This is a genomic window from Pseudomonas sp. PDM31 (assembly GCF_019218965.1).
Lineage (GTDB): Bacteria > Pseudomonadota > Gammaproteobacteria > Pseudomonadales > Pseudomonadaceae > Aquipseudomonas.
This window is the reverse complement of sequence record NZ_JAHUWS010000006.1, coordinates 54,428-67,577: the sequence shown is the minus strand read 5'-3', so window position 1 is coordinate 67,577 and position 13,150 is coordinate 54,428. Positions and strand designations below refer to the sequence as shown.

15 protein-coding genes and 1 pseudogene are annotated in these 13,150 nt (G+C 58.0%); all 16 read left to right on the top strand.

Annotated elements, in window-relative coordinates:
* Positions 1 to 215 precede the first annotated feature (215 nt).
* Positions 216 to 471, top strand: a pseudogene (locus KW839_RS13460) (Dps family protein); the annotation flags it as partial.
* Positions 472 to 694: 223 nt separating this feature from the next.
* On the top strand, positions 695 to 1,009 hold the full coding sequence (locus KW839_RS13455) for a ribbon-helix-helix domain-containing protein (RefSeq protein ID WP_060539643.1): 315 nt from the start codon (positions 695 to 697) through the stop codon (positions 1,007 to 1,009).
* 135 nt (positions 1,010 to 1,144) lie between these two features.
* On the top strand, positions 1,145 to 1,366 hold the full coding sequence (locus KW839_RS13450; protein WP_060539757.1) for an FmdB family zinc ribbon protein: 222 nt from the start codon (positions 1,145 to 1,147) through the stop codon (positions 1,364 to 1,366).
* Positions 1,367 to 1,485: 119 nt separating this feature from the next.
* Positions 1,486 to 3,261 carry an aspartate--tRNA ligase gene (gene aspS / locus KW839_RS13445; protein WP_060539644.1) on the top strand — a complete coding sequence of 592 codons (1,776 nt, stop codon included), beginning with the start codon at positions 1,486 to 1,488 and terminating at the stop codon, positions 3,259 to 3,261.
* Positions 3,262 to 3,396: 135 nt separating this feature from the next.
* Positions 3,397 to 4,143 carry a YebC/PmpR family DNA-binding transcriptional regulator gene (locus KW839_RS13440; protein WP_046042206.1) on the top strand — a complete coding sequence of 249 codons (747 nt, stop codon included), beginning with the start codon at positions 3,397 to 3,399 and terminating at the stop codon, positions 4,141 to 4,143.
* A 353-nt stretch (positions 4,144 to 4,496) separates the two neighbouring features.
* Positions 4,497 to 5,021, top strand: a complete 525-nt coding sequence (gene ruvC, locus KW839_RS13435) for a crossover junction endodeoxyribonuclease RuvC (protein WP_008015799.1) — start codon at positions 4,497 to 4,499, stop codon at positions 5,019 to 5,021.
* Between the two features lie 114 nt (positions 5,022 to 5,135).
* Complete coding sequence (gene ruvA / locus KW839_RS13430) at positions 5,136 to 5,744, top strand: Holliday junction branch migration protein RuvA (protein ID WP_007995640.1); 609 nt, start codon at positions 5,136 to 5,138, stop codon at positions 5,742 to 5,744.
* A complete protein-coding gene (gene ruvB, locus KW839_RS13425; protein ID WP_060539645.1) occupies positions 5,745 to 6,806 on the top strand; it encodes a Holliday junction branch migration DNA helicase RuvB in 1,062 nt (353 codons plus the stop codon).
* Positions 6,807 to 6,933: 127 nt separating this feature from the next.
* Positions 6,934 to 7,401, top strand: coding sequence for a tol-pal system-associated acyl-CoA thioesterase (gene ybgC, locus KW839_RS13420; protein WP_060539646.1), 468 nt, complete (start codon positions 6,934 to 6,936; stop codon positions 7,399 to 7,401).
* Positions 7,391 to 8,086 (top strand): protein TolQ, encoded by a 696-nt coding sequence (gene tolQ / locus KW839_RS13415; protein WP_060539647.1) that lies wholly within the window; start codon positions 7,391 to 7,393, stop codon positions 8,084 to 8,086. Before ybgC ends, tolQ begins: the two co-directional genes overlap by 11 nt.
* A 23-nt stretch (positions 8,087 to 8,109) precedes the next feature.
* A complete protein-coding gene (tolR, locus tag KW839_RS13410) occupies positions 8,110 to 8,562 on the top strand; it encodes a protein TolR (RefSeq protein ID WP_162237374.1) in 453 nt (150 codons plus the stop codon).
* Positions 8,562 to 9,641 carry a cell envelope integrity protein TolA gene (gene tolA / locus KW839_RS13405; protein ID WP_060539649.1) on the top strand — a complete coding sequence of 360 codons (1,080 nt, stop codon included), beginning with the start codon at positions 8,562 to 8,564 and terminating at the stop codon, positions 9,639 to 9,641. The genes tolR and tolA overlap by 1 nt, the downstream gene beginning before the upstream one ends.
* Positions 9,642 to 9,658: 17 nt before the next feature.
* Entirely contained in the window at positions 9,659 to 10,939 is a 1,281-nt protein-coding gene (gene tolB, locus KW839_RS13400; protein ID WP_256352653.1) for a Tol-Pal system beta propeller repeat protein TolB, read from the top strand.
* Between the two features lie 52 nt (positions 10,940 to 10,991).
* Positions 10,992 to 11,489 (top strand): peptidoglycan-associated lipoprotein Pal, encoded by a 498-nt coding sequence (pal, locus tag KW839_RS13395; protein ID WP_003178634.1) that lies wholly within the window; start codon positions 10,992 to 10,994, stop codon positions 11,487 to 11,489.
* 6 nt (positions 11,490 to 11,495) lie between these two features.
* Positions 11,496 to 12,335, top strand: coding sequence for a tol-pal system protein YbgF (gene ybgF / locus KW839_RS13390; protein ID WP_218424607.1), 840 nt, complete (start codon positions 11,496 to 11,498; stop codon positions 12,333 to 12,335).
* Positions 12,336 to 12,502: 167 nt separating this feature from the next.
* A complete protein-coding gene (queE, locus tag KW839_RS13385) occupies positions 12,503 to 13,150 on the top strand; it encodes a 7-carboxy-7-deazaguanine synthase QueE (protein ID WP_020798452.1) in 648 nt (215 codons plus the stop codon).

The following is a 13,150-nucleotide window of genomic DNA, read 5'->3' as shown; positions in this document are numbered from 1 at the left end:
AAGACAGCTCACAAGGAAGAGCTGATGGCGCACGGTTCGCTTCAGAACAATAAGAGGCGTTGGACACGTACCCGGTATCAGCCTATGCGCCCACGCCCGAAAAAATAGGCACTGACGACACGCTGCCTATTTAACAGCAAAGCTGCAAGCTACTCAAATCAAGGCGTCCGGCGGTGTATGGGGGGCGATTTGTCGCAGCTTGCCGGTCATCTTAGGTGTTCGAAGAGCAATACAACGAATTGGCCCTGGCGGTCGATTCGATTGCCGAGCGCATTCGCGCCCTCGGGTTTCCTGCTCCCGGTGCCTACTCTGTTTATGCGTGGCTCTCCTCTATAAAAGGAAGAAGTGGGCGTGCCCGCCGCCGAGGACATGATCCGGCAACTGGTCGAGGGCCAGGAGGCTGTAACTCGTACGGCGCGGGGACTCTTTCCGTTGCTCGACAAGGTCAGTGACGAACCCACGGCTGAACTGCCTTCCTACCCTGCCAATACCTTGCTAGTTGGAGGAATGAGCGCCGCGTTGTGTGGGAAATGTCCGGGAGTAGGACGTGCTCCATGATCGCTCTCTTGTTGTCGGCTTCTCCTACGTGGAGGGTCATAAAGTCATCTGGATATACCTTTGTCCCTGCGTTTTTATAGGTCGACAGACAGTTGCTCTTGTAAAGATGCAGTGATGGCAAAGGAGTGTCAGCGATATGGTTTATGGCAGAAAGGACGAGGATATAAGGATTGATCCGTTTGTCCGTGAGTTCGATATGGGGCTGGTCCGGCCCCTGTCCCGATCGGTACGTTTGAATGGCTTCGCGACCTGTTTGCGCCTTGAGCAGGTTTACTGGGATATTCTGGCGGAAATGGCCCGGCTCAATCGTTGCACCATCAGTACCCTGTTGTCCCACGTGGACCGCGAAGTTCACTTGCGTCATGGTGGGGTGAAGAACTTCAGCGGTCTGGTGCGGGTTGTCTGTGTTGTACACAGCCTCAGGGAAGGGCGATGCATGGCAATGGCCTAGCGGCGTAGTTAAAGCGGCAGAGTGTCGGTCTGTGCAGTCTTACGGCTGCACAGGCAGCATTTAATGGATATAATCCCGCTCTTTGCCGCGAAACCCTGCGTGTGCGGTAGCAATCTGATCGCCGAGACAACCTCCATGCCGATGTACGATTATCAATGTGCTTCCTGTGGTCATCAGTTGGAAGCCATTCAAAAGATCAGCGACGCACCGCTGGTCGACTGCCCTGCCTGCCAGGCGCCAGAGCTGAAAAAGATGCTGTCCATGCCGGGCTTTCGCCTGAGCGGCAGCGGCTGGTACGAAACCGATTTCAAGACCGGTTCCAAGAAGAACCTGGCCGGCGGCGATAAAGCTGACTAAGGTCTGGAACCTGAGTTGAACGACACGTGAGCTTTTGCATCACCCGGCGTCTTGATCAAAGGCGAGGCTGCTGCAGGATCTCCACCGAATTTCGAATTACGAGAAGTGAAACCACTACCATGATGCGCAGCCATTATTGCGGCCAACTGAACGAAAGCCTGGACGGCCAGGAAATTACCCTTTGCGGATGGGTCCACCGTCGCCGTGACCACGGTGGGGTGATTTTCCTCGATATCCGTGATCGTGATGGTCTGGCGCAGGTAGTGTTCGATCCGGACCGCGCTGAAACTTTCGCCGCCGCCGACCGCGTGCGCAGCGAGTACGTCGTGAAGATCACCGGCAAGGTCCGCCTGCGTCCGGCGGGTGCCACCAACGCCAACATGGCGTCGGGCATGATCGAAGTGCTCGGCTACGAGCTGGAAGTGTTGAACGAGTCGGAAACCCCGCCGTTCCCGCTGAACGAGTTCTCCGACGTCGGCGAAGAAACCCGCCTGCGCTATCGCTTCCTCGACCTGCGTCGTCCGGAAATGGCCGAGAAGCTGCGTCTGCGTTCGCGCATGACCACCAGCATCCGTCGTTTCCTTGACGAGAACGGCTTCCTGGACGTCGAAACGCCAATCCTGACCCGCGCCACCCCTGAAGGTGCGCGTGACTATCTGGTACCGAGCCGTACCCACGCCGGTAGCTTCTTCGCCTTGCCGCAATCGCCGCAGCTGTTCAAGCAACTGCTGATGGTCGCCGGCTTCGATCGTTACTACCAGATCGCCAAGTGCTTCCGTGACGAAGACCTGCGTGCCGACCGCCAGCCGGAATTCACCCAGATCGACATCGAGACCAGCTTCCTCGATGAAAAAGAGATCATGGGCCTGACCGAAGAAATGATCCGCAACCTGTTCAAGGAAGTGCTGGGTCTGGAATTCGGCGAATTCCCGCACATGACCTTCGAAGAGGCCATGCGTCGTTATGGTTCCGACAAGCCGGACCTGCGTAACCCGCTGGAACTGGTGGACGTTGCCGATCAACTGAAAGAAGTTGATTTCAAAGTGTTCAGCGGCCCGGCCAACGACCCTAAATGCCGTATCGCCGCCTTGCGCGTTCCAGGCGGGGCGAGCATGCCACGCAAGCAGATCGACGATTACACCAAGTTCGTCGGCATCTACGGTGCCAAGGGCCTGGCTTACATCAAGGTCAACGAGCGCGCCGCCGGTGTTGAAGGCCTGCAATCGCCAATCGTGAAGAACATCCCTGAGGCCAACCTGAATGTGATCCTCGATCGCGTCGGTGCGGTCGATGGCGACATCGTGTTCTTCGGTGCCGACAAAGCCAAGATCGTCAGCGAAGCCCTGGGCGCGCTGCGCATCAAGCTCGGCCATGACCTCGACCTGCTGACCTGCAAGTGGGCGCCAATGTGGGTCGTCGACTTCCCGATGTTCGAAGAAAACGACGACGGCAGCTTCAGCGCCTTGCACCACCCGTTCACCGCGCCCAAGTGCACCCCGCAAGAGCTCGAAGCCAACCCGGCTGGCGCTCTGTCCCGTGCCTACGACATGGTTCTGAACGGCACCGAGCTGGGTGGCGGTTCGATCCGTATCCACCGCAAGGAAATGCAACAGTCGGTGTTCCGTCTGCTGGGTATCAATGAAGACGAACAGGAAGAGAAATTCGGCTTCCTGCTTGACGCCCTCAAGTACGGCGCGCCGCCACACGGTGGTCTGGCCTTCGGTCTGGACCGTCTGGTGATGCTGATGACCGGCGCCCAGTCGATCCGTGAAGTGATCGCCTTCCCGAAAACCCAGAGTGCTGCGGACGTAATGACGCAAGCACCGGGTGTGGTGGATGCCAAGGCACTGCGCGAGCTGCACATTCGTCTGCGCGAAACGCCTAAGGCTGAGTAAGGCTGACCTGAAGGCGCATCTTCGGATGCGCCTTTTTTCTATCTGTAATGGTCGAAAACAGACCGGGATTTTTGTTTGCCGGCTGGCGCGTCATGGCGCGGCGGGCAATGTTTCAAAGAGAATACGGAGCGAGTTATGGCAGGTCATTCCAAGTGGGCGAACATCAAGCACCGCAAAGAACGTCAGGATGCCAAGAAGGGCAAGATTTTCACCAAGTGGATTCGTGAGCTGACCGTCGCTGCCCGTCAGGGCGGTGGTGATCCAGGTTCCAACCCACGTTTGCGCCTGGCCCTGGACAAGGCCCTGGGTGCGAACATGAGTCGCGATATCATCGATCGCGCGGTGGCCCGCGGTGCCGGCGCAGCCGATACCGATGATATGGTCGAACTGACCTACGAAGGTTACGGCCCGGGCGGCGTGGCGGTAATGGTCGAGTGCATGACCGACAACCGCAACCGTACAGCGGCAGCCGTTCGCCACGCATTCAGCAAATGCGGCGGCAACCTCGGTACCGATGGCTCGGTGGCCTACCTGTTCGAGCGCAAGGGGCAGATTTCCTTCGCCGCCGGCGTGGATGAAGATGCGCTGATGGAAGCGGCCATGGAAGCCGATGCCGATGACGTGGTCACCAACGAAGACGGCTCGATTGACGTGTTCACCTCGTTTGCCGGGTTCTATTCCGTGCGTAACGCGCTGGAAGCGGCCGGGTTCAAAGGTGATGACGCCGAAATCGTCATGCTGCCGACCACCAGTGCCGAACTGGATCTGGAAGGTGCCGAGAAAGTCCTCAAGCTGATCGACATGCTCGAGGATCTGGATGACGTGCAAAACGTCTACTCCAATGCGGATATCCCGGAATCGGTGGCCGCACAGCTCGGCTAATGCTAACGAAGTCCGGCGAGGAAGCGAACCTGCGTGGTGAGGTAGCTCATGAGGTGAGGGGCCCCTTGAAGTGAGGGGACTCATGAGGTTAGGTAGCTCATGAGGTGAGGTAGCTCATGAGGTGAGGGGGCTTTTGTGGCGAGGGGGCTTGCCCCCGTTGGACTGCGTAGCAGGCCCAGGTTTCTGGGGCCGCTGCGCGACCCAACGGGGGCAAGCCCCCTCGCCACACAAGCCCCTCACTACAGCCCCTATCTACAGCCCCTCACTACACAAAGCCCCTCACTAATCAGGCTCGCTCCCACATCTATTATTCGTGTATTAAGTATCGTGGTTTTACTTAACCCGCAGGCGTTATGACTTTAATTCTTGGTATCGACCCCGGTTCGCGCATCACCGGGTATGGTGTGGTGCGTGACACCGGCCGTGGCTGCGAATACGTGGCTTCGGGCTGCATCCGCACTGGCGCCGGCGAACTGCACGAGCGTCTGCAAATTGTCTATCGCGGAGTGCGCGAGATCATTCAGACATACCACCCCGTGACCATGGGCATCGAAAAGGTGTTCATGGCGCGCAATGCCGATTCCGCCCTGAAGCTGGGGCAGGCCCGTGGCGCGGCCATCGTGGCGGGTGCGGAGGAAAGCCTGGAGATCGCCGAGTACACTGCAACCCAGGTCAAACAGGCGGTCGTTGGTACTGGTGCGGCCAACAAGGAGCAGGTGCAGATGATGGTCATGCACATGCTGAAGCTCACCAGCAAGCCGCAAATCGATGCTTCCGACGCCCTGGCCATTGCCATTTGCCACGCTCACACCCGCTCCAGCCTGCTACCTCATGGTCTGGGAGCTGCACGCAGTCGTGGCGGGCGCCTGCGTCTCTGATAGCATCAGCAATCATTTTTATCGAGCGAGGGATTTGCGCCTGATCTGTCGGCGTCATTTCCTCGCTCTTTCAGTCGCTGGCCCAGAGCTGGCCAACGCTCAAGGATTTGTAACGTGATTGGACGTTTGCGCGGCACCCTGGCTGAAAAGCAGCCTCCGCATCTGATTCTGGATGTGAACGGTCTGGGCTATGAACTTGAAGTACCCATGACGACGCTTTATCGACTGCCGTCGGTCGGTGAACCGCTGACCCTGCACACCCACTTGGTCGTACGCGAAGATGCGCAATTACTCTATGGTTTTGTCGGCAAGCGTGAGCGAGACTTCTTTCGCGAGTTGATCCGCCTCAATGGCGTAGGGCCGAAACTGGCCCTGGCCTTGATGTCCAGTCTGGAGGTCGATGAACTGGTGCGCTGCGTGCAGTCCCAGGACACTTCGGCGCTGACCAAGGTACCGGGTGTGGGCAAGAAAACTGCCGAACGCCTGCTGGTTGAGCTCAAGGATCGCTTCAAGGCCTGGGAAACCGTGCCGGCCATGTTCGCCCTGGTGCCGAACCAGCCGGATGGTCCTGCCCCGGTGAACACCGCGGAAAACGATGCAGTCAGCGCGCTGATCTCCTTGGGTTACAAGCCGCAGGAAGCCAGCAAGGCGGTTTCTGCAATCAAGGAGAAAGGTTTGAGCAGTGAAGACATGATTCGCCGAGCCTTGAAGGGAATGATCTAAGTGATTGAAGCAGATCGTCTGATCGCCGCCACACCGGGCCCGCGTGATCGCGAGGAAGTCCAGGACCGGGCGATTCGTCCTGTCAGCCTGGCCGAATACATTGGCCAGCCGACCGTTCGCGAGCAGATGGAGTTGTTCATCCAGGCTGCACGTGGGCGTAACGAGTCCCTGGACCACACGCTGATTTTCGGCCCGCCGGGTCTGGGCAAGACCACCCTGGCCAACATCATCGCCCAGGAAATGGGCGTGTCGATCAAGAGTACCTCGGGACCGGTGCTGGAACGCCCGGGCGATCTGGCGGCGCTGCTGACCAATCTCGAGCCTCATGACGTGCTGTTCATCGACGAAATCCATCGGCTGTCGCCGATTGTCGAAGAAGTGCTATACCCGGCCATGGAAGATTTCCAGCTCGACATCATGATCGGTGAAGGCCCGGCGGCGCGGTCCATCAAGCTTGATCTGCCGCCATTCACCCTGGTCGGAGCGACCACGCGTGCGGGCATGCTGACCAATCCGTTGCGGGACCGATTCGGCATTGTTCAGCGTCTGGAGTTCTACAGCAACGCCGATCTGTCGACCATTGTCAGCCGTTCGGCAAGCATCCTCGGTTTGCCGCTGGATCCTGAAGGCGCCTTCGAAATCGCCCGGCGGGCCCGTGGTACGCCGCGGATCGCCAACCGTTTGTTGCGCCGGGTCCGTGATTTTGCCGAGGTTCGTGCCAAGGGCCACATCACCAAGCCGATTGCCGATCTGGCGCTGAACCTGCTGGATGTCGACGAGCGTGGTTTCGATCACCAGGACCGGCGTCTGTTGTTGACCATGATCGAGAAGTTCGACGGTGGTCCTGTCGGAGTCGATAGCCTGGCTGCCGCCATCAGTGAAGAGCGTCACACCATCGAAGACGTGCTGGAGCCTTACCTGATTCAGCAGGGCTACATCATGCGCACGCCTCGGGGTCGAGTAGTGACGCGGCATGCCTATCTGCATTTCGGCTTAAATATTCCGTCACGATTGGGCGAAATGCCCGTGGTAGACGAGTTTCTTGATGCCGCGGATGATTAATTAACTTTGCGCGCTGATTTTTTCGGGCAATGTAGGGTCCCAGGACCGTACTTTCGCGAGAAAGCCGCAGAACATTGAAAAACAGTTGCCTGTCCGGATTGGCAACCTGAGGAGTAAGCACTAGAGTATGCGCGCGCAAAACGGGCTTGACCTTTTCGCACATCGTTGTCGCGTTTATTACGAGGACACCGATGCGGGCGGCATCGTGTATTACGTCAATTACCTCAAGTTTATGGAACGGGCTCGAACCGAGCGGCTACGAGAACTGGGCTTTGCCCAATCGCAGCTTGCCGGGGAGGACCTGTTGTTCGTCGTGCACTCCAGCGAAGCGCGCTACCACGCGCCGGCGCGACTGGATGACGAACTGCTGGTAAGCGCTGAAGTAATCGAATTGAACCGTGCCAGCCTGCGCTTCAAGCAGCAGGTCAGGCGGGCTACGGATAATGTGCTGCTCTGTGAAGGGCAGTTTCTGGTGGCCTGTGTGCGCACTGAAAGTTTAAAACCCCGGGCCATTCCCGAAGCTCTACGAGCGGCCTTTGCCGACGTGAGCGGCGCGGGTACACACTCAAAGCAGGAGATAAAGCGTGGAAGCTAACGTCGTCGACCATTCCTCCATGTGGAGCCTGGTCAGCAATGCCAGTATTGTGGTGCAACTGGTAATGCTGACCCTGGTAGCCGCATCGGTGACCTCATGGATCATGATCTTTCAGCGCAGCAATCTGATACGCGCCGGTCGACGTGCCCTGGAAAGCTTTGAAGAGCGTTTCTGGTCGGGTATCGACCTGTCCAAACTGTACCGCCAGGCCGGCAGCAACCCGGACCCTGATTCGGGTGTCGAGCAGATCTTCCGCGCCGGCTTCAAGGAGTTCTCCCGTCTGCGTCAGCAGCCAGGCGTAGATCCGGAAGCTGTCATGGAAGGCGTGGCTCGTGCCATGCGCGTAGCCATTTCCCGCGAAGAAGAAAAGCTCGAGCAGAGCCTGCCATTTCTGGCTACCGTCGGTTCCGTCAGCCCGTACATCGGTCTGTTCGGTACCGTGTGGGGCATCATGAACTCCTTCCGTGGTCTGGCGACCGCCCAGCAAGCGACCCTGGCCACTGTGGCCCCGGGTATCGCCGAAGCCCTGATTGCCACCGCGATCGGTCTGTTCGCCGCGATTCCTGCCGTTATCGCTTACAACCGCTTCTCTGCTCGCAGCGAAACCCTGCTGAGCCGTTACTACACCTTCGCCGATGAATTCCAGGCGATCCTGCACCGCAAAGTGCACACCAGCGAAGAATAAGCAGGTAATTTCCAATGGCTTTAATCGCTCGAGCTCGACACAAGCGCAAGCCGGTTGCCGAGATGAACGTGGTGCCTTACATCGACGTGATGCTGGTGCTGCTGGTCATCTTCATGGTGACCGCGCCGATGCTCAATCAGGGCGTGAAAGTTGATCTGCCCAAGGTTTCCAGCGAAGCCTTGCCGCAGGACAACAACACCCAGGTCCTGACCATTTCGATCAAGTCTGACAAGACCTACTACTGGAACCTTGGCAGCGAAGTCGACACCGAAAAGCAGCAGGATCGTGCCATGACCCTGCCGCAGATGACTGACGCCGTGACCAAGATCATTCGCGTCGGCAACGAAGGCGGCAAGCGTACCCAGGTCTTCATTCGCGGCGACAAGAGTGTCGATTATGGCTCCGTCATGGGCGCCATGGGCGGATTGCAGAAAGCCGGTGTCGGTAATGTCGGCTTGATTACCGAGGCGCCCTGATGCAGCAACAGCGAGAGCCCTCCGCCTCGGAAAGCTACTTCTGGCCTAGTGTCTGGGCGATTGGCTTGCACGTGCTGGTGTTCGGCATGCTGTTCGTCAGTTTTGCCTTTACCCCTGAGCTGCCGCCGGCCAAACCGATTGTCCAGGCGACCTTGTACCAGCTGAAATCGAAAAGTCAGGCAACCACCCAGACCAATCAGAAGATTGCGGGTGAGGCGAAGAAATCCGCCGCGCGCCAGACCGAAGTCGAGCAGCTGGAGCAGAAAAAGGTTGAGCAGGAAGCGGTGAAGGCTGCGGAACAAAAGAAAGAAGAGGCGGCTCAAAAGGCCGAGGAAGCCAAGAAGGCCGACGAGTCGAAGAAAGCGGACGAGGCGAAAAAGGCTGATGAAGCCAAGAAAGCCGACGAAGCGAAGAAGACCGCCGAAGCCAAGAAGGCAGAAGAGAAACAATTGGCTGATATAGCCAAGAAGAAATCGGAAGAAGAAGCCAAGAAGGCTGCGGAAGAAGAGGCCAAGAAAGCGGCCGCTGAAGAAGCGAAGAAAAAGATCGTCGAAGACGCGAAGAAGAAAGCCGCGGAAGACGCCAAGAAGAAAGCTGAAGCTGAAGAGGCGAAGAAGAAAGTCGCCGAAGACGCGAAGAAGAAAGCTGCTGCCGATGCTGCGAAGAAGAAATCGCAGGAAGCGGCACGTAAATCCGCCGAAGACAAAAAGGCCCAGGCCCTGGCAGATTTGCTTTCCGACACGCCGCAGCGTCAGCAGGCCCTGGCTGATGAGCAGGGCGACGAAGTCGCCGGTGATTTCGACGACCTGATTCGTATGCGTGCAGCGGAAGGCTGGGCTCGTCCACCTTCGGCCCGCAAAGGCATGACGGTCGTATTGCAGATTGGCATGTTGCCTGATGGTACGGTGACGTCGGTCAGCGTGGCCAAGTCCAGTGGCGACGGTCCGTTTGACGCTTCGGCTGTAGCAGCGGTGAAGAATATTGGACGTTTGACAGAAATGCAGGGAATGAAGCCGAGTGATTTCGCTCAGTATCGTTCATTCAAGATGACATTCACGCCTGAGGATTTAGCTCCGTGAGAAACCTTCTACGAGGAATGCTAGTCGCTATCTGCTGCATGGCAGGGATGGCGATGGCAGATGAGAAAAACATTCTGGTCACCAGCGGCAGTGATCGGGCTACTCCGATCGCGGTCGTGCCGTTCGGTTTCCAGGGCGGCAGCGTGCTGCCGGACGACATGGCGGAAATCATCGGTAACGACCTGCGCAACTCGGGTTATTACTCGCCGATTCCAAAACAGAACATGATCAGCCAGCCGAGCCAGGCCAGCGAAATCATCTTCCGTGACTTCAAGGCACTGGGTGCCCAGTACGTCATGGTCGGCAGCATTGTTCCAGCCGGCGGTCGCCTGCAGGTGCAATACGCGCTGTTCAACGTCGCGACCGAGCAGCAAGTGCTGACCGGTAGCGTCTCGGGCGGTGTCGATCAACTGCGCGACATGTCGCACTACATCTCCGACCAGTCGTTCGAAAAGCTCACCGGTATCAAGGGGGCGTTCTCGACTCGCCTGCTGTACGTGACGGCCGAGCGTTTTTCCGAGAAAAACACTCGCTACACCTTGCAGCGCTCGGACTATGACGGTGCCCGCGCCGTGACCCTGCTGCAATCGCGCGAGCCAATTCTCTCGCCGCGTTTCGCTCCCGATGGCAAGCGCATCGCCTATGTCTCGTTCGAGCAGAAGCGCCCGCGTATCTTCATGCAGAACATCGATACCGGTCGCCGCGAGCAGATCACCAACTTCGAAGGCCTCAATGGTGCACCTGCCTGGTCGCCGGATGGCAATCGCCTGGCGTTCGTGCTGTCCAAGGACGGCAACCCGGACATCTACGTGATGAACCTGGGTTCGCGCCAGATCACTCGTGTCACCAACGGCCCGGGCATCAACACCGAACCGTTCTGGGGCAAGGATGGTTCGACCATCTACTTCACCTCAGACCGTGGCGGCAAGCCACAGATCTACAAAACCAGCGCCGGTGGTGGCGGTGCCGAGCGTGTGACTTTCGTCGGCAACTACAACGCCAACCCGAAGCTTTCGGCTGACGAAAAAACTCTTGTAATGATTCACCGACAAGATGGTTTTACCAATTTCAAGGTGGCGGCCCAGGATTTGCAGCGCGGTAGTGTAAAAATCCTCACTGATAGCACTCTGGACGAGTCGCCTACTGTCGCGCCCAACGGCACCATGGTAATCTACGCCACCCGCCAGCAGGGCCGGGGAGTCTTGATGCTCGTGTCCATAAATGGACGCGTGAGGCTCCCGCTTCCTACCGCACAAGGCGAAGTCAGAGAACCGTCCTGGTCCCCTTACCTGAACTGACGCGGCGCTATACGTTTTACTTAACACACTGGGGTTCATTAGGAGTTTCACGATGGAAATGCTGAAGTTTGGTAAATTTGCTGCGCTGGCTCTCGCCATGGCTGTAGCTGTAGGTTGCTCGTCCAAAGGCGGCGACAATGCCGGTGAAGGCGCAGTAGATCCAAACGCTGGTTACGGCGCAAACACTGGTGCAGTTGACGGCTCCCTGAGCGAAGAAGCTGCTCTGCGCGCTATCACCACTTTCTACTTCGAATACGACAGTTCGGACCTGAAGCCAGAAGCCATGCGCGCTCTGGACGTTCACGCCAAAGACCTGAAAGCAAACGGCGCTCGCGTTGTTCTGGAAGGCAACACCGACGAACGTGGTACTCGTGAGTACAACATGGCACTGGGCGAGCGTCGTGCGAAAGCCGTTCAGCGCTACCTGGTACTGCAAGGCGTTTCCCCAGCTCAGCTGGAACTGGTTTCCTACGGCGAAGAGCGTCCAGTTGCTACCGGCAACGACGAGCAGTCCTGGGCTCAAAACCGTCGCGTCGAACTGCGTAAGTAATTCGATATGCGAACGTGCCGTCGTGCTGTAACTGTTCTGGCTCTCAGCCTCGCACCGCTTGCGGTGTGGGCTGCGGTTCCTGTAGTCGAGGACAACTCCGGCTATAACAATAGCGGGAGCAGTTATCCGCCTGCAGGTTACGGTACGAACGGCGCCTATGCCGGGGGAGGGGTTTCGACCCCTGTCTCGGCACAGGGCCAGCTGTTCAACCAACTGCAACAAATGCAGGATCAGATTTCGCGCCAGCAGGGTGTGATTGAAGAACTGCAAAATGATGTATCGCGCATGAAGCAAGAAAGCCTGGAGCGATATCAGGATCTTGATCGGCGCATAGGAACCGGCGTTGCACCAGCCGCGACTCCTGAAAATTCTTCCACCGGTGGCGATTTGAACGCACCCGGTGCAGCAGCTGGTGCAGGGGCAGGCGCAGCTGCCGCTCAAGCACCTGCCGCGGGTGGCGAACCGGCGGATCCGGCGAAGGAAAAGCTCTATTACGATGCTGCCTTCGACCTGATCAAGGCCAAGGATTTCGACAAGGCCAGCCAGGCTTTTGCCGCTTTCCTGCGCAAATACCCGAACAGCCAATACGCGGGCAATGCCCAGTACTGGTTGGGCGAAGTGAACCTGGCCAAAGGCGATCTGCAAGGTGCAGGTCAGGCGTTTGCCAAGGTTTCGCAGCTGTATCCAAAACACGCCAAAGTGCCTGATTCGCTGTACAAGCTCGCTGATGTAGAGCGCCGCCTGGGTCATACCGACAAGGTCAAAGGCATTCTGCAGCAGGTCGTGTCCCAGTATCCGGGCACTTCGGCTGCTCAGTTGGCCCAGCGTGATCTGCAGAAAATGTAAGGGCTGCTTGAGCCGTTTTGAAGAAACCCGCGCTTGTCGCGGGTTTTTTCGTTAGAATTCACGCCCTTTTTATGAAACACGCTTTTTGCGGCCTGCGCGTTGGCGGGGTCTCTTGAAGTGCCTGACGGAGGCGGACAGCCTGTTTAGCTGTTACGCCCGTGGCGACTATGCAAGACACATTGAGAATCACCGAAGTTTTCTACTCGTTGCAGGGTGAAACGCGGACTGCCGGCCTGCCCACGGTTTTTGTGCGCCTGACCGGTTGCCCATTGCGTTGCCAATACTGCGACAGCGCCTATGCCTTTACAGGTGGGACTCTGCGCACCCTCGACGATATCCTCGAGCAGGTTGCCGGTTTCCGCCCGCGTTATGTCTGCGTCACCGGTGGCGAGCCACTGGCGCAACCCAATGCCATCCCATTGCTCAAGCGTTTGTGCGACGCCGGTTACGAAGTGTCACTGGAAACCAGTGGCTCTATCGATATCTCGGCGGTAGATTCCCGGGTCAGTCGCGTTGTCGACCTGAAAACCCCGGGTTCGAAGGAAGCACACCGCAACCGTTACGAGAACATCGAACTGCTCACGCCTAACGATCAGGTGAAGTTTGTCATCTGCTCGCGTGAAGACTACGACTGGTCGGTGTCCAAGCTGATCCAGTACGGTCTCGACCAGCGTGCCGGCGAAGTCCTGTTCTCGCCAAGCCATCATGACCTGAATGCTCGGGACCTGGCGGACTGGGTGGTAGCGGACAACCTGCCAGTGCGTCTGCAATTGCAGTTGCATAAATATCTTTGGAATGACGAGCCGGGGCGCTGA

Excerpts from the sequence above, each read along its gene's own strand:
- KW839_RS13455 (WP_060539643.1), top strand. The coding sequence starts at position 695 with ATGGTTTATGGCAGAAAGGACGAGGATATAAGGATTGATCCGTTTGTC.
- KW839_RS13450 (WP_060539757.1), top strand. The coding sequence starts at position 1,145 with ATGCCGATGTACGATTATCAATGTGCTTCCTGTGGTCATCAGTTGGAA.
- aspS (WP_060539644.1), top strand. The coding sequence starts at position 1,486 with ATGATGCGCAGCCATTATTGCGGCCAACTGAACGAAAGCCTGGACGGC.
- KW839_RS13440 (WP_046042206.1), top strand. The coding sequence starts at position 3,397 with ATGGCAGGTCATTCCAAGTGGGCGAACATCAAGCACCGCAAAGAACGT.
- ruvC (WP_008015799.1), top strand. The coding sequence starts at position 4,497 with ATGACTTTAATTCTTGGTATCGACCCCGGTTCGCGCATCACCGGGTAT.
- ybgC (WP_060539646.1), top strand. The coding sequence starts at position 6,934 with ATGCGCGCGCAAAACGGGCTTGACCTTTTCGCACATCGTTGTCGCGTT.
- tolA (WP_060539649.1), top strand. The coding sequence starts at position 8,562 with ATGCAGCAACAGCGAGAGCCCTCCGCCTCGGAAAGCTACTTCTGGCCT.
- tolB (WP_256352653.1), top strand. The coding sequence starts at position 9,659 with ATGCTAGTCGCTATCTGCTGCATGGCAGGGATGGCGATGGCAGATGAG.
- pal (WP_003178634.1), top strand. The coding sequence starts at position 10,992 with ATGGAAATGCTGAAGTTTGGTAAATTTGCTGCGCTGGCTCTCGCCATG.
- ybgF (WP_218424607.1), top strand. The coding sequence starts at position 11,496 with ATGCGAACGTGCCGTCGTGCTGTAACTGTTCTGGCTCTCAGCCTCGCA.
- queE (WP_020798452.1), top strand. The coding sequence starts at position 12,503 with ATGCAAGACACATTGAGAATCACCGAAGTTTTCTACTCGTTGCAGGGT.